The sequence below is a fragment of the Coleofasciculus sp. D1-CHI-01 genome (assembly GCF_040218875.1).
In the GTDB taxonomy this organism is placed as follows: domain Bacteria; phylum Cyanobacteriota; class Cyanobacteriia; order Cyanobacteriales; family Coleofasciculaceae; genus Coleofasciculus.
In genome coordinates, this window is the sequence record NZ_JAVJQP010000077.1 from 1 (window position 1) to 24,073 (window position 24,073).

21 protein-coding genes are annotated in these 24,073 nt (G+C 46.3%); 7 read left to right on the plus strand and 14 right to left on the minus strand.

Annotated features, from left to right (window positions below; all coding sequences use genetic code 11):
- Window positions 1-111 (plus strand): transposase (locus RIB93_RS14115; protein WP_446373407.1); only part of this gene is annotated, 111 nt, incomplete at its 5' end.
- 584 nt (window positions 112-695) lie between these two features.
- On the opposite strand, the gene RIB93_RS14120 is transcribed toward RIB93_RS14115, so the two are convergent.
- Together RIB93_RS14120 and RIB93_RS14125 are read right to left on the minus strand one after the other, a co-directional pair.
- Complete coding sequence (locus RIB93_RS14120) at window positions 696-911, minus strand: hypothetical protein (protein ID WP_446373408.1); 216 nt, start codon at window positions 909-911, stop codon at window positions 696-698.
- 107 nt (window positions 912-1,018) lie between these two features.
- Entirely contained in the window at window positions 1,019-1,264 is a 246-nt protein-coding gene (locus RIB93_RS14125; protein WP_446373392.1) for a helix-turn-helix domain-containing protein, read from the minus strand.
- A 124-nt stretch (window positions 1,265-1,388) separates the two neighbouring features.
- Between RIB93_RS14125 and RIB93_RS14130 the strand changes: the two genes are divergently transcribed.
- The gene (locus tag RIB93_RS14130; RefSeq protein WP_446373393.1) at window positions 1,389-1,643 is read left to right on the plus strand and encodes a hypothetical protein; all 255 of its coding nucleotides are present in this window, start codon (window positions 1,389-1,391) and stop codon (window positions 1,641-1,643) included.
- 250 nt (window positions 1,644-1,893) lie between these two features.
- Here the strand turns inward: RIB93_RS14130 and RIB93_RS14135 are convergent, their stop codons facing one another.
- From RIB93_RS14135 to RIB93_RS14145, 3 genes are all read right to left on the minus strand, one after another.
- Complete coding sequence (locus RIB93_RS14135; RefSeq protein WP_446373394.1) at window positions 1,894-2,253, minus strand: element excision factor XisI family protein; 360 nt, start codon at window positions 2,251-2,253, stop codon at window positions 1,894-1,896.
- A complete protein-coding gene (locus RIB93_RS14140) occupies window positions 2,241-2,657 on the minus strand; it encodes a XisH family protein (RefSeq protein ID WP_446373395.1) in 417 nt (138 codons plus the stop codon). The genes RIB93_RS14135 and RIB93_RS14140 overlap by 13 nt, the downstream gene beginning before the upstream one ends.
- A gap of 125 nt (window positions 2,658-2,782) precedes the next feature.
- On the minus strand, window positions 2,783-3,028 hold the full coding sequence (locus RIB93_RS14145; RefSeq protein WP_006099534.1) for a helix-turn-helix domain-containing protein: 246 nt from the start codon (window positions 3,026-3,028) through the stop codon (window positions 2,783-2,785).
- 115 nt (window positions 3,029-3,143) lie between these two features.
- On the opposite strand from RIB93_RS14145, the gene RIB93_RS14150 reads away from it, so the two are divergent.
- The gene (locus RIB93_RS14150; protein ID WP_446373393.1) at window positions 3,144-3,398 is read left to right on the plus strand and encodes a hypothetical protein; all 255 of its coding nucleotides are present in this window, start codon (window positions 3,144-3,146) and stop codon (window positions 3,396-3,398) included.
- Window positions 3,399-3,562: 164 nt separating this feature from the next.
- Here RIB93_RS14150 and RIB93_RS14155 read toward each other — a convergent pair whose 3' ends face one another.
- A complete protein-coding gene (locus tag RIB93_RS14155) occupies window positions 3,563-3,922 on the minus strand; it encodes an element excision factor XisI family protein (protein WP_446373396.1) in 360 nt (119 codons plus the stop codon).
- Window positions 3,923-4,000: 78 nt separating this feature from the next.
- Here RIB93_RS14155 and RIB93_RS14160 point away from each other — a divergent pair, with 78 nt between their 5' ends.
- The 3 genes from RIB93_RS14160 to RIB93_RS14170 all read left to right on the plus strand — a co-directional run bounded on the left by RIB93_RS14160 (window position 4,001) and on the right by RIB93_RS14170 (window position 10,329).
- Entirely contained in the window at window positions 4,001-8,344 is a 4,344-nt protein-coding gene (locus tag RIB93_RS14160) for a hypothetical protein (RefSeq protein ID WP_446373397.1), read from the plus strand.
- A 28-nt stretch (window positions 8,345-8,372) separates the two neighbouring features.
- Window positions 8,373-9,497 (plus strand): WD40 repeat domain-containing protein, encoded by a 1,125-nt coding sequence (locus RIB93_RS14165; protein WP_446373398.1) that lies wholly within the window; start codon window positions 8,373-8,375, stop codon window positions 9,495-9,497.
- Window positions 9,498-9,570: 73 nt separating this feature from the next.
- Complete coding sequence (locus tag RIB93_RS14170; protein WP_446373399.1) at window positions 9,571-10,329, plus strand: YbjN domain-containing protein; 759 nt, start codon at window positions 9,571-9,573, stop codon at window positions 10,327-10,329.
- A gap of 92 nt (window positions 10,330-10,421) precedes the next feature.
- On the opposite strand, the gene RIB93_RS14175 is transcribed toward RIB93_RS14170, so the two are convergent.
- The 8 genes from RIB93_RS14175 to RIB93_RS14210 all read right to left on the minus strand — a co-directional run bounded on the left by RIB93_RS14175 (window position 10,422) and on the right by RIB93_RS14210 (window position 21,251).
- A complete protein-coding gene (locus tag RIB93_RS14175) occupies window positions 10,422-13,574 on the minus strand; it encodes a transglutaminase family protein (RefSeq protein WP_446373400.1) in 3,153 nt (1,050 codons plus the stop codon).
- 342 nt (window positions 13,575-13,916) lie between these two features.
- Window positions 13,917-14,495 (minus strand): zinc ribbon domain-containing protein, encoded by a 579-nt coding sequence (locus RIB93_RS14180; protein WP_446373401.1) that lies wholly within the window; start codon window positions 14,493-14,495, stop codon window positions 13,917-13,919.
- Window positions 14,496-14,737: 242 nt separating this feature from the next.
- Window positions 14,738-14,959, minus strand: a complete 222-nt coding sequence (locus RIB93_RS14185) for a hypothetical protein (RefSeq protein WP_006099246.1) — start codon at window positions 14,957-14,959, stop codon at window positions 14,738-14,740.
- 250 nt (window positions 14,960-15,209) lie between these two features.
- The gene (locus RIB93_RS14190; protein ID WP_446373402.1) at window positions 15,210-15,497 is read right to left on the minus strand and encodes a hypothetical protein; all 288 of its coding nucleotides are present in this window, start codon (window positions 15,495-15,497) and stop codon (window positions 15,210-15,212) included.
- Between the two features lie 220 nt (window positions 15,498-15,717).
- Window positions 15,718-16,932: a 2,3-bisphosphoglycerate-independent phosphoglycerate mutase gene (locus RIB93_RS14195; RefSeq protein ID WP_446373403.1), complete on the minus strand. Its 1,215-nt coding sequence runs from the start codon at window positions 16,930-16,932 to the stop codon at window positions 15,718-15,720.
- 555 nt (window positions 16,933-17,487) lie between these two features.
- Window positions 17,488-18,654 carry a DNA cytosine methyltransferase gene (locus RIB93_RS14200; RefSeq protein ID WP_446373404.1) on the minus strand — a complete coding sequence of 389 codons (1,167 nt, stop codon included), beginning with the start codon at window positions 18,652-18,654 and terminating at the stop codon, window positions 17,488-17,490.
- Window positions 18,655-18,721: 67 nt separating this feature from the next.
- On the minus strand, window positions 18,722-20,299 hold the full coding sequence (locus tag RIB93_RS14205; RefSeq protein ID WP_446373409.1) for a serine hydrolase: 1,578 nt from the start codon (window positions 20,297-20,299) through the stop codon (window positions 18,722-18,724).
- 136 nt (window positions 20,300-20,435) lie between these two features.
- A complete protein-coding gene (locus tag RIB93_RS14210; RefSeq protein ID WP_446373405.1) occupies window positions 20,436-21,251 on the minus strand; it encodes an RNA methyltransferase in 816 nt (271 codons plus the stop codon).
- 504 nt (window positions 21,252-21,755) lie between these two features.
- Between RIB93_RS14210 and RIB93_RS14215 the strand changes: the two genes are divergently transcribed.
- Window positions 21,756-24,073 (plus strand): putative Ig domain-containing protein (locus RIB93_RS14215; RefSeq protein WP_446373406.1); only part of this gene is annotated, 2,318 nt, incomplete at its 3' end.

Sequence of the window (24,073 nt, forward strand, 5' to 3'; positions counted from 1 at the left end):
ACAGTGGAGGGAATTAATCAAAAAATTAAGCTAATTAAAAGAAGAGGTTATGGGTTAAATAATTTTGATAATTTTAGAAGAAGGGTTCTGCTTAATTGGTATTTTGGCTAGTAATTTATCATAGTTAGTCTGAAAGAGCCAGAAAATTAATCATGCTCAAGTATCTTCCAGATGAAATTTACCGTAAGTTCCGATAAAGACAAAATCCCCGAATGTAGGGGCGCCAGGCTGGCCATTGGTATCAACTTAAGGTCAAAAGCACGACTGGCAAGCATTTCACCCTCATCCCCTAACCCCTTCTCCCATCAAGGGAGAAGGGGAACCAGACTTTCTTGCTCCCCTCTCCCCTGGTGGGAGAGGGGCTGGGGGTGAGGGGGTTTTGGCTTAAGTTGACACGGATGAAGGCTTGCATCTTTACCTATATATCGCATCATACTGAAAATCACTATAGAACACCAGTCCAGTCATCGAAATTGATGCTATATAGCACTACGAGGTACGGAAAGGACATCAGTTAGTCCAAGAGGGAACTTATCCTACATTGAAACCCATCGTCGTGAAGTAGACGCTGAGTATCAAAGTGTTTTACAAACAGCCCAGGAAATCAAAATACTGTCCTGATGGTAATGGGTTAGTTAAACGCCCGCCTAAGAAGTACAAAACTACATTCGTATCCAATACAATTAAATTCTGCGTCAATGCCACTCATCCCTCATTTGCTGCTGATACTCCAAAGGGTCTTGAGTTAATTGAATCACACCTGCATACTGGTTTAAATTCAAGTCTTGTTTTTGTTGTAATTGGTAAGCCTCTAATAGTTGCTCAATTTTCTGCCAGTCCTGATAATCAATCAACACCGCAACAGGACGCATCGCTTCATCAGTGACAATTTTTTTCTTAAAACTGAGCATAATAGTCCGCTTCATAACAACGTATAACGTTTCTATCGTAGCTCCAAAGCCAAAACCTTGTAGAGACGTTGCATGCAACGTCTCTACAATCTGGACATAACTTCCCGTCAATCTTCCTGATCACTCTCAAGGAACTCACCCAAATACAACCGGATCAATTCTGCTGCTGCACTCGGATTAATGCTATGAAGTGCCTGTGCAATGTCCGCAACCGTTTCGGCTGTGGGATCTGTAAGTTCGTGATACCAACGGTAAACCACAGAACGTCTTACTCCCAGCGCTACCGCCAGTTTGTTCTGACTGATGTCGTAATTCTTTAGTACCTGCTTAAGGGCTTTGCCGACTCTTCCCATACTCTTAATCGTGTCAGAGCCTCACGAGCAAGTAAATGACTACATTTATATAGCCATCGTGTATGATGAGAATGACTACATAAATATAGTCATCAGGTCGCAACTCAAAATCAGGTGAACTCAAATGCAAGCGTACTTTGTGCCGAATGACAATCAATTGCCCTCTGCTGAGGTTTCTATTCAGGCTTCTACTGATCCGGTTTCTCAGAAAGAATTGATCAAGGTGATGGTGATTGGTTCCCGTAAAGGGATCAACAGCATTATCAAAACGCTGCATCGCTTACGGTTTGCTGAGGTAAGGGAATGGAGTCCACCAATTCCCTATGGTGCTTCGGGAGAAATGATGAGTCTGTTGAGGCGACAGATTATGGTGGATTGAATCCTGGGTGTGATTCCCTGGCGCGATATAGCAGAAGGCAGAAGGTTTATTATTGATTAAATTGAGAGGTTATCGCTAACTATCATAGGGTACGGCAATGCCGTACCCCTACCCAATCAATTATCCCTGAGATGGGGTAGGGGTACGATACCATCGTGCCCTGATATAGATTCAGGTTAAAATCAGACGATAATCACCTCAGCTATCGTCTGTTATGCCAATCACAGAAAGCGTTTGACAAACTCAGGGATCAGGAAGGCGATCGCACGCTTGCGACTCCGTAGCCTGTGTAAGGACGTTTATAACTAGGATGTAAACCGAGAATAATATCCTCTTTGGGTATACCCATTTCTACTAAATCTTGTGCCAAATCAGCTTCTGTCATATTTCGCTGAATCCAAATTTTGCCATCTTTAATATCTATATGAATGAAACAGTTGTAGACTCTTTTTAGTCCATCCCAACCGATATCTAGAAGCTGATAGTGGTCATGTTCTGTATCAAAAATGAGTTGACACTCTATTTCTGAATCTGACTGGTTTGCATCTTCAGGGGTATGATCATTTAATAGCTGGCGAACTAATGAGCGATATTTTTCTAGTTTTTCCATTCGCTGATTACCTCTTCAACAGGATCGTAAACAATTAATTTTACTTGATAAAGCTTAACTGCTTCTTTAACAAAAACCTCTTGAAAAAATGTTCCAAATGTATCAATAGGAACAGCCAGATAAAGTATTCTCTCTGATTCGGTCATTTGTAATGCCAAGCGATAGTTTAAGAATTGACCTAATGCGGCATGAAAATCTGTAATCACCGAAGTATTGAGAAAACTTTTTATTTCAACGGCTATTTTACATTCTGCTTTTTGAGCGGCAATGATTTTCTCTGCTGCTAAATCAACTTCCAACTTAACTCCCTCAATTTTGAGTTTTAGGGGATCTGCTGTGATCACCCAATCCTCTTTGAGGAGTGCTTGTTTTACAGAATTATGGAATAGGTCTTTAGCCGCCATGATTGGTTCCACAAATTCTCAAACTCTTTCTGGCGCAGTTCTCAAAACAACATCTAACGTTTCTATCCTAGCTCCAAAGGGAATCGCTGATGGTAGGAGTGTAGGAGTGCAGGAGTCACTTCCCTTCAACTATCCTCCTCAGTCTCAAGGAACTCACCCACATACAACCGGATAAATTCTGCTGCTGCACTCGGATTAATGCTTTTGAGTGCCTGTGCAATCTGCACCACGGTTTCAGCCGTGGGATCTCTTTTCTCGTGATACCACTTGAAAATCATCGAACGATCAACTCCCAAAGTTACGGCTAGTTTGTTTTGACTAATGCCGTATGTGTCTAATGTTTGCCTGAGAGCTTGTCCCGCTTTTCCCATGCCTCTAATCGTGTCAGAGGACGGTAAGCAAGTAAATGTTGTCTTATGCGACCACAGTTTGCTAGGCTGAATGTAGTCTTATTAGACCACATTAAATTCAATCAGGTGAACTCAAATGCAAGCGTACTTTGTACCTAATGACAATCAATTACCCTCTGCTGAGGTTTCTATTCAGGCTTCTACTGATCCGGTTTCTCAGAAAGAATTGATCAAGGTGATGGTGATTGGTTCCCGTAAAGGGATCAACAGCATTATCAAAACGCTGCATCGCTTACGGTTTGCGGAAGTAAGGGAATGGAGTCCACCGATTCCTTATGGTGCTTCGGGAGAAATGATGAGTCTGTTGAGGCGACAGATTATGGTGGATTGAATCCTGGGTGTGATTCCCTGACGCGATCGCATAGCTGCACAGGCTTTGGGGAGGGTAGGCGGAAAGCGCGATCGCACAGGAAACTTCAGGCTAAAATTAGACGATAATCACCTCAGCTATCGTCTGTTCTGCCAATCACAGACAGCATTTGACAAACTCAGGGATCAGGAAGGCGATCGCACGCTTGCGACTCCGTAGCCTGTATAAGGACGTTTATAACTGGGATGTAAACCGAGAATAATATCCTCTTTGGGTATACCCATTTCTACTAAATCTTGTGCCAAATCAGCTTCCGTCATATTTCGCTGAATCCAAATTTTGCTATTTTTAATATCTATATGAATGAAACAGTTGTAGACTCTTTTTAGTCCATCCCCACCGATATCTAGAAACTGATAGGGGTCATGTTCTGTATCAAAAATGAGTTGACACTCTATTTCTGAATCTGACTGGTTTGCATCTTCAGGAGTATGATTATTTAATAGCTGGCAAACTAACGAGCGATATTTTTCTAATTTTTTCATTCGCTGATTACCTTTTGACGTGATAAATGCTTAACTGCTTCTTGAGTAAAAATTCCTTCACATTATGTTACATCTAATTTGATTCAGCAAGCAGAAACTGGAGAATCTGAAGAGGTTTCTGAGCGAGAAGAGCAGGAAAAGGAAGCTGATGCAGATCAAGCCGTTTCTGAGCAATCCTTAGACAAGCCACAACTAGAAGCGGTGGGCAAATCAATGGAGACGGGAACCCCACCCTCAACGGAAGGTAATGCTGAGAGCGATCGCACGACACCAACGAACGTCGCAACCGAAAGCCCAACCTCGGCAACCTCAACACAGGCTGATACCCCAACTCCACAGTCTGGGGCAAATCCAGAAAAATCGGGACAAGAGGCGGCTCCGGAATCAATCGTCCAACCTGATGCAGGTTCAGTCCAATCTCCTGAGACGAAGACAAAGAGTGTTGCCGCCCCCGCAGCCGCCATCAGTAGTCCTGCCGCAGCCGGAGGTGGTGGTGGCGCAGGAGTCGCAGGGGGAGCCAGTGCTGGCGGTGGTGACGTTGAAGCCGCAACGGTTGATGAAGAGGCTGAAGCCAATGCCATGGAGAAACGATTGGCTCAAGTGGCTCCAGAAACAGAGACTGAAACCAACCAGCTCTCATCCGCCGAAAAAGACGTGGCTCTCGCAGCGCTAGCAGAAGAACCCGCTACAGGCAGTCTCCCGGCTGGAGGCGGTGGAGGCGGTGGTGCGATCGCACAATCCCCAACTCCCCCAGCACCCCCAGATGTTTCTCAAGCTGCTCCGGCGGCTGCCCTCGGTGCGGTGAGTGGCTTGCCCCCTGCTCAATTGGTATCCGCGTTAGGGGGTGTCACCGCAGCCGTTTCTAATGATGTTGGCAAACAAAAATCTGAACTCGCCGCCAATCCGCCTAGCGCCGATACCTTACCAGGAACCGGGAAATCGGCGGTAGTGAAAGCAGATTCAGGCGGCGACAAACCTGAACCCGTTGCCAAAAAAGCCGAGGGTCAAGAAAAACCCGTCCCCGAACCCAAACCCTTACCCCCAGAAAAAGCCCCGCCCCAAGTCTCTACACCAGCGCCAACTGTGCAGGGGAATGAAGAAGGCAAACTGTCAGATGCTGATATCAGCAACATGAAGGCATCAGTGACGCGATTGCCAGTCAGTGATCCAGGAGCGAATCAGGTGTCCGCTGGACCTCCGCCGAAACTGGCGCTGGAGGGCAATGCTGATCCGCAAAAAGCCCAGGAACAACAGGCTGAATTGGAAACCAGCTTAACAGAAGCCCAAGCCAAAGGGCAGCAAGAACTGGCTAAACCCACGGGCGTAGAGAACGTTCAACCAACGATACCGCAAAAGACCCTGAAAGCGCAGATTACTGGAGGCGCGGGTGGGGGAGCCGCAGGTGCTGCTGCTGGGGCTGCCCTGGCAACTGGAGCCGGGGGAGATGGCATGGGAGATGCCGCGTCTATCTTCGCTCAACAAGAGAAAGGGGGCGAAATTCAAGCGGCTGCTGCTCAAGCTCAAAGTGATTTAGCCGCTAAGAAACAAGATCATGCCACTAAGGTGGCAGAAGAACAAGCCACTGCCAAGCAAGAGGTTGAACAACTCAAACAAGATAATATCACCCAACAAGCCCAAGAGCGGACAAAGGCAAAGGGCGAAGTGGCTGAGTTACAAGGTCAATGGAGCAAAGAACAGAATGATTTAGTCAGCCAGTCGCGCCAAGAGGGCGACACACTGGTGAGTGAAGGATTGCAAGAGGTTGAGACGAAACAGGCAGAAGGGGATGCCGAAGCTGTCAAGGAAATCGAAAAGGGCGAAACAGAGGCAGAAGCCGAGCGTCAGAAGGGTGAAGCAAAGGCGGCTGAGGAGAAGCAGAAAGGGGAAGAAGAGTCAGGTGGGTTATTTGGCTGGTTAGCGAGTAAGGCAAAAGCCTTCTTTGACGGCATTAAGAAGGCGATTCAGAAAGCCTTTGAAGCGGCTCGTGCAGCGATGCGAAAAGCGATTGAAGCTGCTAAAAAGCTAGCCGCCGCCGCGATTGAAAAGGCACGCCAAGCGATTGTGGCAGTTATCCGTCGAGTGGGAGATGCGTTGATTGCTTTAGGCGATACTCTTCTGGCAAAATGGCCCGGATTACGAGACAAATGGCGTAGCGCGATCGCCAAAAAAGTTCAGCAGGCAGAAGATACGGTTAATCAGCTAGCCGAAAACCTGAATCAGGGAATTCAGAAAGCCTTGGATGTTTTAGGTGGTGCCCTAGATGCCGCCCTAGGTTTACTTGAGAAAGGGATGTTAGCTGTTGTCAGCGTCTACGAAGGCGTTGTCATGGGAGCGATTAAGTTTGGTGAAGGGATTGCCAAAGCCTTGGGTGCTTTTGCGGTGTTGGCGAAGGATATTGCCGCTAATCCCGGACAATGGATTGGTAACTTAGGGGCGGCGGTATCTGATGGTATCCGCAATCACCTCTGGAGTGCCTTCAAAGAACAGGTACAAACCTGGTTCAATCAAAAGTTAGAAGCCGTTCTGGGTTTAGGTGCAGCCGTTTGGAAGATCTTGACCCAAGGCGGTATCGCCATGGCAGAAGTGGGCAAGATGGCTTGGACGGCGGTTAAGCAAGCGTTACCCACGATTATTATTGGGGTTTTGCTGGAGCGCCTCGTCTCAATGATTGTGCCTGCGGCTGGGGCAGTATTAGCGATTATCCAGGGATTACAGGCAGCTTGGGGTACAGTTAGTCAGATTATTCAAGCCTTTGGACGCTTCATCGAGTTCTTGAAGGCGATCAAGACAGGGGCGGCGGGTCCTCAGTTTGGGGCATTGTTGGCTTCAGCCGCGATCGTGTTGCTGGACTTTATTACTAATTTCATCATTGTCAAGATTGCTAAGGCTGCGCGGAAGGTGGCGGGTAAGCTGAAGGGCTTGGCGAAGAGTTTGATGAAGCGGTTTAAGGGCAAGAAAGGCAAGAAAAATAAGAGCAAGAAAGGCAAAAAAGGAAATAAGGACAAAAAGAAAGACCAAGACGAAGACAAGGCGCTGCGTCCTATTGCACAAAAAGTGGCTCAACAAGGATGGAAGAAGACACAGAAATTGACGCGAAAACAGGTTCAACCCGAGTCTGTGGTCAAGTCACAACTTTCTCAAGTTCCGGCGAGAAAGTCTGGTGTCAGTATAAAAACAACCTTGTTGACACGCGGTTCAATGTGGATGATCGAGAGTATCGCAACTAAGCAAGGCAAGCGTGCCAAAGCCACGGCTGGCAAAGGGTGGGTCGCAAAAAATGTTAGTGGGAAGAAATACTATGCTGGTATTAACAACTCATCGCTCCACAGACAAATTCTTCAGGATACGGCGGCTACGCTCAATCAATCTGACAAGGGGGGCGATAGCGACCTACGATCTGCTTATGATCGCAAAATTCGCCTTGCCAAACGACTGGAACAGCAGGGACAGCAAAAGATTGACAAGCGGATCAAAGGCATTAAGTTTTCGGTAAATCTCGAAGCATACGAGAGGGTCAAGAATGATCAACAGATCAGGACTAAGATGACCATCTCGCCCAATGTTGAAGAGTTAGAGACAATCATTACATTAGATGATCGCGACAACAACTTCAATGATCTTGCCCAGGCAATTAAACGTAGCACTGGACTCAAGAAAACATACAAAGTTATTGATGAAATTGACAGGCTTGTGGATGCTATTGTTGGGCGGGTCAATAGCAATCGAAGTAATCCCGATCAGAAGATTGTTCCCACTCTACAGGTAGTTAATGACACAGTAGTTGGTGGTGTTTCTCATAAATTCCTGTTCAAAATGCACAAACATACTGGGAGACCAGCGTTTCTCGAAGTTCAGCGTCTTTCAGGAAATACTGACTGTGCCTCTTGTGAAGCACAACCCAGTGTGACGACCCCACATAATGTGGTAACTGCCGCCCACGCCAAGGACGCGATTGATGATGCCTTAACCTCACTCGGGTTATTGGACTCAACATCCGAGGTCAGTGGGCTCTACAAGCATATGCGGGGCATTGCTGAGAGTACAGGCGACAGCGCCCCGCTACCGACCAAAGGAAAGTATCAGCGGCAATGTGAACAGTGCGAAGGTCGGGTTGCCGGTGACAAAGACGGTGAATTCCTTGCCGCCCAATCACTTAATCAACGAGCGGCGGGAACTACAGCACCGAGAGGGTCTACAGCAGCTTCGCGTGGTATGGATCAACAATTCCAGGACACAACTCCTACAGCCCGCAAGGATATCACAAACAAGCGCATCGACAGCCTGATCTTGAGATTAGAGTCTGAAATGGGACACTCGAAATATGCTACCTCAGCTCCCATCGGTATACTCCAGAAAGATTCTGTGAGACGGGCGGCATTCTTGGCCAACCTCAAGCGATTGTTAAGAGGAAAAGTCAGATAGCCAAGGTAAAACTACTCATAAGCGGCAGATGAACATAGGCAAATTACACCATAGAGACGTACTGCGGGGCCATGAAGAGGTTGTTAGCGGCGTCACAAGCTTAGACTCAGACACTATTTTAAGCTGGTCGGATGATACGACACTAAGGATATGGTCTCTTGACTGTGCGTCCCAAACTCACGTTCTGAGGGGACACGAGGCGCAAGTGACTCATGCATTAAGCCTACCAGAGGGTTTGATTACGTCTACAGCTTACGACGGCAGCCTTTGTGTTTGGGACTCTAAAGCAGGTACACTTGTGCGAACGATAATGAGACCGGATTTGAGTTTTATGGGGACTGTATATTGGTGTCCCCACCATGTTGTTTCCTGGGATTTGGAAGCCAACCTTATTTTATGGAACATTTCGACAGGTCAAGCCGTTTCGATTTTCAAAGGTGCTTGCTTTCGCGAATATTACCAAATGCTGACCCTGCCATTTTTGTTACTTCAAGACCGTGGTGTGGTTGTCACCTGGTCTGAGATGTCGTTAGAGTTCTGCGATTTGCAGACTGGGCAATACTTATATGCTGCTATAGAACATGGTGATAGCATCAATGGTGCATATCTGTTGCCTGACGATCGCATTCTGACCTGGTCGAACGATCGCACCCTTAAGATTTGGACACAAGATGGAATAGTAGAGGCGACACTCAGAGGACATGAAAATGATATCCGTAATGCCTTCGCCCTTGATAACGGCGACATTGTCTCGTGGTCCAGTGATGGGACAGTACGCATTTGGGATACCTCAACGACACAGTCTAAATGTGTGTTTGCACAGCACAATAATCTTGTATTACATGTCTGGCGCGTATCTACCAACTTTCTCTTGTCCCAATCGCTAGATGGTCGTTGTCATCTTTGGGATAAGGTGACAGGTGAAAGCGTTACCCAATTCGACGCAGAAGTGAACGGAGGTATTATACTTTCAACATCACGTTTTTTGAGTTGGGGGCATACAACCATGAGCCTTTGGGATTTGGATTCTGGTGAATGTGTGCAGACATTAACAGAACATGAAGGAGAGATTGTAGGGGCAAAGATGGTCAATGCTAAAACCGTGGTGACATGGTCTAAAGACGCGACGTTAAGGGTATGGGAATTAACCTAGCGAATCCTAAAAACCATCCCAAAAAGAGACAAAATCTGGCTTTTCCGGCTCAATCGCTACGCTATTAATTCCTATGCAAAATCCTCCTTCCGAAGAAGAACTCCAACAAACCCTTCGCAACTACCTGGAAAATTGGGCGAAGGAAAACCTGCCCGACTTGAACGAACTCAGCGAAGACACCTCGACTGAAACTCTGGAGGAAATCACCAAATCCCTTGAACAACTAGCCGATACTGAATTTGAAGCCATCACTCAAGACGCCACTGGCGAATTTATTGATGCTATCGAAGCCACCTTTCAAGACTGGGCAAAAACGGCTCGCGAGGAACTTGATCCCGACGGTACAGGGAACCCAATCATTTACAAAGCCATGCTCAACTTCTTTGAAGCTGACGAGTGGCCCCTCGTTGAAGACGAAGACGAACCTATCCTATACATGAACTTCCAGGGTGAAAACGGTCAATGGCACTGCCTTGCTAAGGCGAGAGAAGCAGAAGATCAATGTGTATTTTACTCCCTTTATCCTGAAGTGGTTCCCGAAGATAAACGCTCAACCATTGCTGAATTTATCACCCGCGCTAACTATGGCATGATTCTCGGCAATTTTGAACTCGATTTCGACGACGGTGAAATTCGCTATAAAACCAGCATAGATGTTGAGGGAGATAGGCTCACTCCTACCCTGGTGCAAAATCTTGTCTACACCAATGTCATGACAATGGATCAATATCTCCCCGGTATTCTGGCTATCCTAGAACAGAATCTAACAGCCAAAGATGCACTTGATCTGGTTGAGCAACAACTCAAAACCAATGAACAACCATCGTCATAAGAACGATAATCAAGTGGTATGTTTGTAGTGAGGACTTTAGTCCTCTTATCACAATAACTTCTCTCACCTACGACAAACAAGATTTTATCAAATTATGTTTCTTTGTGAAACAAATTCACCCGTCGCAAATCTAATGTCAACGGATATTCCGGACTCAATGATAATGGTGGAATCGAAATTATCCCCGGTGTATGATCCTGAGGAATAAATCGTTCCAACATCCGTGACTCCGCTTCTCGGTGATTAACGGGAAACGTATCATAAACGATGCCATTGGGATGATTAACATAATAGCGACAGCCCCCAATTGACCGTTGTGTCCAGGTATCTACAATATCAAATACTAACGGGGAATGAGAATTAATCGAAGGATGCAATAACGCTGCATATTCCCTGGCGCGGAAGCGTACCCCACCCACATAGTCTCCCGGTATTCCTGTAGACTTTAACGGTATCGGATACCCATTACAAGTCACCTGATAACGGGAGGAAAAATTATCTCGATTGGGCGAATGTCCCATCGCCCCCCGTAATCTTACCTGTATCCGTTCCATGGAAGAATCCACATAACGAGCGGTTCCACCAGTACCCGTTTCTTCCCCTAAAACGTGCCAGGGTTCGATCGCGTGTCGTAATTCTAACTCTATTCCCTCTCGGCTAATCTCGCCATACTGGGGGAACCGGAACTCAAAAAATGGCTCAAACCACTCCCATTGAAACGGATACCCCGCCTCCTGCAACTCCCTGATTACCTGCCGCAAATCCTCACCGATGTAGTACGGTAACAGAAAGCGATCGTGCAACATCGTACCCCAACGAATTAAATTCTGGGTATAGGGATGCTCCCAAAACCATGCCACCAGCGCCCGAATCAGCAGCATTTGTAGTAAACTCATTCTCATATTAGGGGGCATGGCAAATGCCCGAAATTCTAATAATCCCAACTGATTGCGGTAATTTTCTACCGGATACAGCTTATCAATACAGAAAGCGCTGCGGTGAGTATTCCCCGTTACATCAACTAAGAGATTTCGTAACAGTCGGTCTACTAATTCCGGTGCTACCTTTTCCCCCGGTTGTAACGTTTGAAAGGCAATCTCTAACTCATACAAACTCTCATGTCGCGCCTCATCCACACGGGGCGATTGACTGGTGGGTCCGACAAATAACCCTGCAAACAAATAGGATAAACTGGGATGATTTTGCCAATAACTAATCAAACTCCTGAGTAAATCCGGACGCCGTAATAAGGGACTCTCTAAGGGCGTTTTGCCGCCAATTGTAATATGAGCGCCGCCCCCTGTACTCACCCGCCGTCCATCTAGGGTATATTTTTCAGTTCCCAAACGACAACGCCGTGCCTCTTCGTGCAGGGTTGTGGTAATTTCAACCAATTCTTGCCAATTTCCGGCTGGATGAATATTCGCCTCAATCACACCCGGATCAGGGGTAATTTGAAACCCTTCAATTCCCCCATTACCGGGAGGTGTGTACCCTTCAATTAACACCGGGGTTTTTACCTTTGCCGCTGTTTCTTCAATCGCAGTGATTAAATCTAAGAAACTTCGTGCTGAGGTTAAAGGAGGGAGAAAGATATGCAAAATTCCTTGCCTAGCTTCTACACCTAAGCCAATCCGAATCGTATTATCAGGCGAATCAATAAATTCAGGACTAGGTAGGGCTGGATTAGCCTCTAAGGGGACAATTCCTTCCTGTACCAATTCCTCAGACCAATCGATGGAATTCAGGGGTAAACGGAATCCGGCGGGAGAGTCACCGACTAACAAATTCAACCTCTCATCAGGAAATCGCCAATGACAGGTACTCCAATACAATTGCTCATCTTTTAATACCGGTAATATTGGTAAAACATACCCACCAATGTCTCCGTCATATTCATAGGTGGGAATAATACAAGCAGGATTAACACCTAGATGCTTCGCTAACGCCTGAATAAATATCTCTCCCTGTTTTGCTGTATGTCCATAATCCTTCCCTTCCTCTGCATACCACTCTCGATTTCGCCAAATTGGAGTACCATCACTGCGCCAGTAGCATCCTAATGCCCATCGGGGTAAAATCTCACCGGGATACCATTTCCCTAACCCATAATGCAGTAATCCTCCTCCCTTAGAAAACCGGGCTTCTAAGCGTTTGAGTAACTGTCCGGCAATTTTGCGTTTCTCATCCCCAAGGGCGGCAATTTGCCATTGGGGAGATTCAAAATCGTCAGTGGAGACATAAGTGGGTTCACCTCCCATGGTTAAGCCCACACCTGCACGGTGTAGCGTTTCGTCTACCGCTTTACCTAAACTATCAATCTGTTGCCATTGGGCTTCTGTATAGGGTTTACTGGGGCTGGCGATGTTCTCATGACGCGACACCTTCACCGCAAACTCTAACTGAGACTGACAGGGTTCACTGGTTCCCCTAACCGGAGAAGCGGCTTCTGGGTTGGGAGTACAGACGAGAGGAATATGTCCTTCCGCCGCTAAGTACCCGGATGTGGGATCTAAACCAATCCAACCAGCGCCGGGAAGATAGACTTCTGCCCAAGCGTGAAAATCGGCACAATCGGCTTCGATGCCTGGGGGTCCATCAACAGGGGGATTGTCTGCTTTGAGTTGAATCAGATAGCCGGAAACAAATCGCGCCGCTAAACCATAATGTCGCAATATTTGCACCAGTAACCAGGCGGTATCGCGACAAGAACCGACTTTTTTGGTCAGGGTTTCTTCGCAGGATTGAATCCCAGTTTCTAAGCGGATAGTATGGGTGATATCTTGGGCAAGCTGTTGATTAATTGCCCCTAAAAAACCGGTAATGTAGATGTCATTTTTTCGATTTTCTTCTACCCAATCAGATAAAAGTTTTCCTGATTCGCTGATATCTAGGAAGGGACTCAGTTCTTTTTGGAGGTGGGGATCATAGTTAAAGGGATAGCGTTCAGCATACTGTTCAACCAAAAAATTGAAGGGATTAATCGGTTGCAGTTGGGCAATAATATCGACTTCAATCGCGAGAGTATCGGTAGGCTTGGGGAAATTCAAGCGGGCGAGGTGGTTCCCGTAGGGATCATTTTGCCAGGTTAAACTATGCTCTTGAGGCTGGATGGTTAGAGAATAACTTTGAATGGATGTGCGACAGTGAGGGGATGGATGTAATCCTAGGGTGTGAGGACCTAGAATAACGGGGCGCTCGAAGTGATAAGCAAGTTGATGATTTAGGCTAACTTTAATGGGCATTGGTCATCCTTTTGTCATTCGTCATTCGTCATTCGTCATTCGTCATTTGTCATTTGTCATTCGTCATTTGTCATTCGCCATTTGTCTTACTCGCTTTCATCGAGAAGCAAGGAAACCCAACGGAATCTACTAGACTGTCAAAGCTAGTTTGACGGGTTACTTTTATCTCCGCTTCCCCCATCCCCGCATCAGTTTTAACCTGTCAATTTAAGGTTGACAAACCACTAGGGCTAAGGTTTCCTTACTACAAACCGAATCTAATTTACCGAATTAGGTGTGCTACACCACGATGACTTGACAATCGATCGATGGTGTAGCCTGTTCCGGTTTCTCTAATCAGAGTTAATTCAGCTGATTTCCGCAACTGGAACAAAAGCGATCGCTAGGCGTCAGGGATGAGCCGCATTGTGGGCAGAACTGTTTGCTGCTTTGAGCGGGAGACGACGATGACGCGGGTGATCCCGATCCCATCCGCATTTCCATATTGCCCATCCGCATTTCCATGGGATTCATATTCATTTGCATGTCTCCCATATTCATCGGCTTCATCGGTTCCATGGGTTTCATTGGTTCCATGGGCTTCATCGGTTCCATTGAAGGCATGGATGAAGCGGGGGTGCTATCGACTTGCTGCACTTGCATTTGTTGGGAACTACTAACAGACGGAGTTCCACTGGTTACGCTCATGCTGCTTCCTTGCACTTGGATAAAATGATCTCCTTGCGCTGTAGAAATCTTTAACACCACACCGTTAGGCGTGCGGAATACCTCCGGCGGTGATGTCCAGTTTCCGGTTTGAAACCCGTTACTAGCTTGTTGCTGCTGTCCTGGACTACCACTGAGAGTGGTGACAACTGTCTGTGTTCCTTGATTATCGAGGTAAACTCTGTGGCCCGTGCCTATCTCGCATACGTAAGCCATAATAACCTCTCCCAAAAAATTCTCCTTATATCATTATTCAGGGGAAAGGCACCATTGGTGAAACTTCTTAACAATTGTGTTAGATCACATCCCATCAGTCAGCAGGGGTAAGGCTCGTCTTATGTCTTAGTCATTCGTCCTTTGTTGACTCCCTCAACTCCCAGACGTAGCATGCTACGTCTCTACATCGCTTCCCCAGCTCCCTCTGCTCCCCTCCTCAGTGCGAATCTCCAAGGGGAACCTCACTTGCGTTTCTGGGAAACTACCCCATGTAATGCCACAGTCGAGGTGGTGCGATCGGCGAAAATTGGCTTCTGGGTTCCCAGCATTTCCAGAATCATCTGGAAGTTCTTGGCATCTAAATCAGCGGTGCGTTCTTGTTCACCATCAGCATAAGTAAACCAAAAGTGACCTTTGTTTTCCAGAGATTTCCACAATGCCTGATAGCTGGTAATTCGTTTCATCCCACCTGCTTCATATCATGTCCGGTTGAATGCTTACACGTTGGTACTGCCCAAGGCAGATGGCAGATGGCTCCAGGATTCCAAGATAAATGAGGGAATGAGGGCGATAAAGGATATCTCTTTTGCTTGCACTTAATCGGGGCGGGTTTGGTGGCATCTGGGAGAGGTCAAAAACGATAGTTGTAAAACCCGCCCCTACACAACACTCTCCATTTTTTCACCTCTCCCATCTTGCCTATCTCTGTTCCAATTATGCCCATGCTCCAGTCTGGATATCATTGTCGGGCCAATGTACGGCAACAGCAGATGTGGAGTGATCGCCAAAAATCGGCTTCTCTGTATCTAAGATATCGAGCATGATTCGGAAATTGTCTACATCTAAATCTTCCGTGCGTTCTCTATCGCCATCAAAATAGGTAAACCAAAAGTGACCTTTATTATCCAGGGGTCTCCACAGTGCCTGATAACTGGTAATCCGTCTCATTTGCATTTCAGGTTTTTTCATATCTGGCTGACTTTGAGTGCTTTTACTTTCCATCGTTGACAGATGCCCCTGTTGCGTTTTAGTTCTAATTATGTACTTATGTTTCGATTTTACGCTAAAGCTGATACCAAGTTGCGTTCAAAGTATGAGGAGGCGATTGAAATCGCAGCTACACTTGCCTTGCGTCCGCCTGCGCGGACTAAATTATAGCGGGGGTAGCTATGGGGAGGGCGCACGTCAGTGCGCCCCTACCTGTCCGATTAATGTTGATGAATTACGCCCCATACTTGCGTAATCGTCCCGCATGTGCTAAAGCTAACCCGATCAACTGCACTCCAGGACGCAATCCTAACATCCCCCGCCCACAAGCATATTCATCAAATGTCGCGACATCATCCACTTTGGCATATTTACCATGGATAATCACGGGGACAGGATGCCAACTGTGTTGTCCCATTACCGCCGGGGTGGAATGATCTGCACTCACGACTAACACATCAGGATTGAGTCCAGTAACCAACGGTAAAAGCTGATCCACTTCTTCAATGACTTTTACCTTACCCTCGAAGTTACTATCTTCTCCCTTACTATCGGAATGTTTAACATGGAGGAAATAGAAGTTGTATTTCTCCCCATAAACATCTTGCAGCGCTTGAAACCGTGGTTTCATGCCACCGGGACGCGGCACAACATCCATCCCGATTAAGCGACTCACGCCGCGATACATGGGATAATCCGCCACACAAACCCCATCAAGTTTAAAGCGATCGCGGATGGCTGGCAAGGGTTGATAGCGTTCAAACCCACGCATTAAAATCCCAGTAGCTTGGTCTTCATCGGCTAAAACCTGCTGTACCTGATCAATAAACGATCGCACCAATTCGGCGGTTTTCTTCGAGTCCTCTGATTCAGCTGTCGGATCTTTAGCAGGAACCCCTGTGGTTTGCGGATCAGTATCCGGTAAATTTCCCCCTAATCCCTGACCTCGCAACACAAATACCGCCCGATGTTCGCTGACGGTTTCAAAGAAATAGTCCCCTTCAAAATCCAAGCTAACCTTGTCCCGAATCTTTTCACAGAGACGGCGATTCACATCCGTCGCAATTCGACCCGCCCGTCTATCGGAAACATTACCCTGTTTATCAATCGTGGCAAAATTAACCCGCGCCGCGATATCATTTTCCTTAAGATCAAACTCGATTCCCAAAGCCGATAAAACACCGCGACCCACATTATACTTCAGGGGATCATAACCAAATAAAGACAAATGACCTGGACCACTACCGGGTGTAATTCCCGGGCCCACAATTTCCAATAGACCACAACTGGATTCTTTTGCTAATTGATCTAAATTCGGCGTCTGGGCAACTTGCAATTCTGTCCCACCTTTGTCTGGATCAGACAATCCGCCCACCCCATCTAGAATTAAATAGACAATCTTACCCCCTTGTTGCCAAGCTAAGTCTTCCCAAACTGTACTGATATCCATAATAATTTGTTCCCCTTAGGCGTCCCTCACTGGCATTGTTAACTGAATTCAGCGAAACAGGCAATTCAACTTAAGGTAGAAATAGGATTGAATGTTGAATTTTAAAGTCTTTGCTGTTCCCTGTTCCCCAATTACTTAAACCAACGCTTTAGGATTTTTCCTACTTTACCCTCTACCTTAAGGTAGATATTATGTTTTTCTCTGGGTAGAAGTCAAACGAACTGATCACAGGTAAGCTTCTTTTAGCTAAATCTAGCGAATCGTGCCATTTTCTTCCAAATTTGGTAGCTAAAGATACCCAGAAGCCTTAATAGCACGTTTTTAAATGATTTCTTTTTTCCTGGAACTGGTCTATAAATAGAAGTACGGGAAAAGCAGGTAAAGGACTCCAGGGAACAGTTAATGATAAGCTAACACTAATCTGGTACAAAAACCAAAAACAACTCTTCAAAGTTCAAACGATTCCAGAGCAACCCATTCGGATCACAATTGAGCGAAACCGTCTTACACCTGACGAGTATGTGAATGCCATCTTGTCAACTCTTCAGCAAAAGCTTAATTCAAGGTAAGATGATGATGAGGATTTTTCTGGAGAATAGAATCAGCGATGGCTTTCGCCAATAAGGGAGGTACTGATTCTCCAATTTGATCAGCCATCTGAGTATATGAACCCAGAAAGTGAAATTTATCGGGATAAGAATGTAACCGTGCTGCTTCACGAATCGTAATAGTTCGATTTTGGGTGGGATGAAAAAATCTGCCCGAACCCGGATGAAAAACCCATCGCGTAATCGTTCTAGCGGGTTTATCCCAGTAAAGCCTGCCATAAGCGCCACTGTAATGCTTCTTCGGAGCTAGTGCTGGCGGTAAATCTCTGGCATCTTGCCCTTCTGTTAAGACTTTAGCTCTGGACATTTGTATAGGACTCAATTTACGAGCAATGTGATTAACCAGCTTACTACTACCACGACGCAGTAACGCTTGATAGTCAGTTTTTGGTTCGCAAATATAGGTTTGTGCGGTATAGTCCTGTCCAGCGTCTAGTACGGGCAAATCTCCAATAGCATCTTTGACAGTCACCATTGGCAAGGCAATCGCTGGTAAAATACTCAACTGAATCGTCTTTTTATTAGAGGTGAGTGATTTAATATCTCCTTGATGAGTAGGTTCCGGTAGTTTAGGAGTTATACCATTCAAACAACCAACAAAGAAAGCTCTGGCTCTAGTTTGGGGAACGCCATAGTTTGCTGCCTTTAATGATTTGGAGGTTGCCCCATAACCCATTCGCTCTAATTGTCGGGTTATCTCTTCTCTAATTGTGCCATTATAGGCTTTGAGGATTTCGGGGACATTTTCCATTACAACATACAACGGTCTGAATTCTTTCACGAATTCTAAAAAAGTTTTGTAGAGCTGGTTTCGCTCATCTTCTAGGTATCGGTATCCAGCCGGAATGTTCCGAGAGAATCCTTGACATGGATATCCCCCAATTATAGCGGTTAACTCTTCTCGGTCTAATTGAAGCGCTAATCGCAGCTCTCTTATGTTGACTGTGCGAATATCTTTTACCAGAATAAACTTGGTTTGTGGATAGTTGTACTTAAACGTTGCTAAAGCTGTTGGGTTATGATCGATAGCGCATATCGTCCGAAAGCCTGCTAAGTGAAACCCTGTAGTTAAGCCTCCAGCACCAGCAAATAAATCAATAGTTGTGTATTGCATATCACTCAACGTCAACTTGAACCATAAATTCTCTTCCTTGAACGAATGACATAAGACATAAAACAAATTACAAAATCGTCCCTTGCAAACCAATCAGCAATCCACTCACCATCATGGCAGGTGTGCTAATGGGCATGGAGTTCAGACTCGGTGTCGCCGTTGGTTTATTGAAATAGTCATAAACTGTGCGGGAAAGGTTGTGAATTAACTCCGAGGCACTCGCATCATTGTGGGGACGTTTTATCAAGGTGACGATGAGATAGCGTTTCCCTGTAGGCATATCCACAATACCTACATCTCCCAATACTGAACCAATATCCCCAGTTTTATGGGCAACCGTCGCCCCTGTACCTAATCCTTGAGGAATCAGAGAATTATTCACGGTACGCTGCATAATATCCAACAACCGATCGCGCGATCGCAGACTCAATAATCCCCCTTGATTCACCTTATACAGCAAGTTTGCCATATCTCTGGCATTGGTGGTATTCGTTCCTTCTAAATCCGGTAAGGGGTTATTGATTGCCGTTGCCGTTAATCCCCAGGATAGGAACCGTTGATTAACGGCTTGGATACCGCCGAGGCGATGAATAATCATATTCGTGGCAGTATTATCACTAATCGTAATCATCTTGGTTGCCACTTCCAAGGCACTGTACTGTGTTCCAGGTTTTTGATATTGCATGTCCCCTGAACCTTTGGCGATCATTTCCGGTTCCATGGTTAGGGGTTCATCTAAGCGAATTTTGCCCGCATCGACATCTTGAAAAAATGCCACCAGAATCGGGACTTTAATCGTGCTGGCGGCGGGAAAAATGGAGTGACTTTCCCAGTCTAAGTAGGCACCTGTATCCAAATCCACGACAAAAACACCAGGTTGCAATTTCGGATTTTTGGCGACTAAGGTTTGGACTTGGGCTTTGAGAGGGGTGATTTCTTGGCGCAATGGGAGTACTGGGGTAATGCTTTGATTCGTTGGGCTTTCTTGAGGGTTTTCCTGCGCCGCCTCACTGGATCGCATCGACATTTTGCTAGTGGGATCTAATACTGATAATAGAGTGCCTGCGATCGCGCCAATGCCAACGCCGAGAATCAGTAGGCGGATAATGTGAATCCATATACCCGCCGAGCGTTTTTTGGAACGCCGACTGCGCCGGGATTTTCCCATCTGAGTGGATTGAGAACGAGGCGATTGACGCTTCGGTTTCGCCTCGGATTGAGTTGAGACACTTGAACGCCGCGTTTGCCTACGGGGGCGATTGTCTCGACGTGAATTCAAGGGGTGGGATAGGGGTGTTGCAGCCGGAGGGCGACGCATCTGACGATTTCCCAGAGGTGTTTCTCTGATGGGTATCCCGTTAATCGTCCGCAGTTTGGGTAGCTTCAGATTGGGGTAAATCGAGGGTTCACTGGAACGCCGAGTGGTAGGGTTTAGGGGTATGGGTTTGGGGCGACTGGGATTTGCAGAATTAGATTGAACCGCACGCAGACGGCGTGGTGAGGGGGAAGAGGAGGGAGGATGAAGATCCTCTTCTAAGGGCAAGGGTTGTCGAGGGCGACGTTGACGAGAAAGCCGACGAGAACGATAGATTCCTCGTGGTTTGGACTCGTTGCGATCGGGTTGATACGGATTGCCCCTAGACATTGCCACTGAAAATACCTCCAAACACAACTAACGTCTAAATCCTTACTCTTCAAGCCGCCATCAATGATTTCCTGACGATGTGAACCTGGCTATTTTGCCAATTTATCGGCGGAAAGTCTATAGTCTCAGACAGCCGCTAGGATTCTGAATCATCCGGTTTTGACCTCGGCATAAATTGTACCGCCCATTCTGTCTGACGGAGAATCCCTCTTAGCATGGCGACTTCTTCTGGGGTAAGCATGGCTCGGTAATACAAGCGTCTGAACTTTTCCATGCGGGATGTCGCAGTATGGGGATGTAGGTAGCCAATCTTTAATAGTACGGCTTCTAAGTGTTGGAAGTAAGCCTCGATTGCATCTAAGGAAGCTGTGGAAGATGAGGAAGGTGGGGGAGATGAGGAAGGTGGGGGAGATGAGGGAGATGAGGAAGGTAGGGGAGATGGGGAAGATGGGGGAGATGGGGAAGATGGGGAAGCGAGTTGAAACAGTTCATAACAGCAAACGGCTACAGCCTGAGCTAAATTTAACGAGGGATACTCTGGATTGGCGGGGATACAGACAAATCGCTGGGCATAGTTGAGTTCATCATTACTCAACCCCCGATCTTCGGGTCCAAAAATCAGGGCAGAGGTAATGTTATTCTCCAATAACCAGGGTAATGCCAAGCGTGGCGGTTCCAGAGTCGTCGGCAAATGACGAGTACGGGCAGTGGTTGCGATCGCGCGTTGACATCCTTGTAACGCTTCCGGTAACGTTGCTACCTGTTGGGCTGATTCTAAAACATCGACACCATGAACCGCCATCTGCCGCGCTTCTGATGCCCTCGGATTACAATGGGGATTGACTAACCATAACTGGTGCAACCCCATATTTTTCATCACCCGGGCCACTGATCCTACGTTTAAAGCACCTGCGGGTTCGACTAAGATAATTCGTATATTCGCTAATGTCATACCTTGTCTGCGGACAGATAATCTGCTAAGTTACCATCTTTGTTCTTATTCTCGGATAAATATCGCACTTTTCGAGACAAATAGAGCCGCTTATCCACCCCTTCCCTTGACTGTCTCAGATCCCCGACTTCTCCAAGAAGTCGGGGATCTTGCTGGGATAGACTGTACTTCATCAACCATCAAATAGGCTGTAAGCAGCGCTGATAAGCTTTATTCTACTTTAGCTTTATAAAGCCTTCATAATAGAAATAAAAAGTCTTTATGAAGTTTTAGTAAATTGCCCTCAATCCCACCTGTCATTTTCCAATTATTGTTCTATTTATAGATATAGAGGGTGTAATTTCTATGCGTTACCATAGAAACAGGAGCGAAACTTGTTTATCTCATTTGGTTGGAAAAGAATAAGAAATACACTATCGCTACACGACTCTCTCCCCTGATCAACCCGCTGAAAACGAAAAGCAAAACACTGTAATTTCGCAAAATAGTCTCGGAGATTGAATAATGCCACAACAGCTAATTGTTACCAACACACAAGACAATGGCGCTGGTTCTTTAAGAGAAGCACTGACTTTAGCCCAATCAGGAGACACGATTAAATTCAGTTCCAGTATCGCCGGAGACACCATTACCCTGACCACAGGTCAACTGGAAATTAGCCCTGGGAAAAATATAACCATTGATGGGGCGGACGCTCCCGGTTTAACCCTTAGCGGGAACAATCAATCCCGCATTTTTTATGTCAACTCGAATCAAGATTTCAACGCCAGCCTGACCTTAAGAAACCTTGACTTGATCAACGGCTATACCAATGAACGCGGCGGCGCAATTGAAATCACCCACCAAGGCGCATTAACGGTCGATAATGTTCAGTTTAAGAACAACGTCGCGGATAATGGTGGCGGCGCAATCTACAGCGCCTGGGAAACCGACTTAATTGTTAACGCCAGCACCTTTGATAACAATAAAGCCGTTGCCGGAAATGATGAACGCGGTGCGGGTGCGATTGCTTTTGTTAGTCCCGGCGAAATCACTGTCACCAATAGTGAATTTACCAACAACCAAGGAATTAATGGTGGCGCAATTAATAGTCTCCAAGGCAAGTTAACCATTGAGAACTCCACGTTCCTCAACAACGACACCACCGCCGCATTTTACGATACAGGAAACAACAATCCATTCTTAAGAGGGTACGGTGGTGCCGTTTACACTGACCGCGCCAGTAATGGAAGTGATGAAACCTCTGGCACAATTCAGATTATCGATAGTGTTTTTGAAGGAAATAAAGGTCGAGGTGAAGGCGGTGCTGCTTATCTCTACACGGGGACTCAGGACAATGTAATTATTGAAGGCAGCTTCTTTGAAAATAACGAAATTTTGTCCCTACCTAACGGCGGAAATAAAGGAAATGGAGGTGCTGTTGTCCAACTCAGCAATGGACTCAACAAAGGATTAGTTGTTCGCGACACAACCTTCGCCAATAATACAGCCGCCAATCAAGGCGGTGGTTTATGGACGTATGATGCACCAACGAAAATAATTAACAGCACGTTTTCGGGTAATCAAACCACAGGCGATACATCAAGAAGTGTCGGTGGTGGAATGACATTGTACAGTCCCACCGAAATTATCGATTCGACTATTGCTTACAATAATGCAAGCTGGGTTGGTGGTGGAGTATCGGCTAGCAAGAATGCCGATGTCAGCGTTCAGAATACCATTTTTTACGAAAATACAGCCGATAATGGCACAAACGATTGGGGTATTCAGCAACACACGAGTAAGGAATTAACTGACAAAGGTGGGAATGTCCAATATCCGCCGAAAGCCACCAATAACTGGAACGATTATAATGCGACTGCCACGATTAGAATAATCGATGCCCAATTGAGTCCATTGCAGGATAACGGGGGTCCGGTTCCGACGCATACTGTGGGGAATACCGAGGTAACAGCCGGGGCTTTCTTTGAAGATTCAGGTTCAACAGGTGGCGGTGATGTGACGAATAATGACCCTACCTTAGTCTCTCCCATCACTGACCAAACCGTTGAGGCAGAAGACTCCTTCAGTTTAGATATCACCAATAACTTTAGTGATGCTGATGGCGATAATTTAACCTACAGCGCCACTTTAGAAGATGGAAGTACCCTTCCTTCCTGGTTAAAGTTTGACTCCGATACAGGCACATTTAGTGGCACACCAAACACAGGTAATGAAACTCAACTGAGTATCTTAGTCACAGCATCAGATGGGCAAGGGGGTACACAAACCGATGGGTTTGACTTAGATATAACTCCCGCACCTGTAGTCAACAATGACCCCAATTTAGTCTCTCCCATCGCTGACCAAAATGTTGAAGCCGAAGACTCCTTCAGTTTAGATATCACCAATAACTTTAGTGATGCGGATGGAGATGATTTAACCTACTCTGCCACATTAGCTGATGGCACTGACTTACCTTCTTGGTTAAAATTTGACTCCGATACAGGCACATTTAGCGGTACACCCGATACAGGTGATGAAACTCAACTGAGTATCTTAGTCACAGCATCGGATGGGCAAGGAGGTACACAAACCGATGGGTTTGACTTAGATATAACTCCCGCACCTGTAGTCAATAATGACCCCAATTTAGTCTCTCCCATCACTGACCAAACCGTTGAAGCAGAGGATTCCTTCACCTTAGATATCACCAATAACTTTAGTGACGTTGATGGAGATGATTTAACCTACTCTGCCACATTAGCAGATGGCACTGACTTACCTTCTTGGTTAAAATTTGACTCCGATACAGGCACATTCAGCGGTACACCTGATACAGG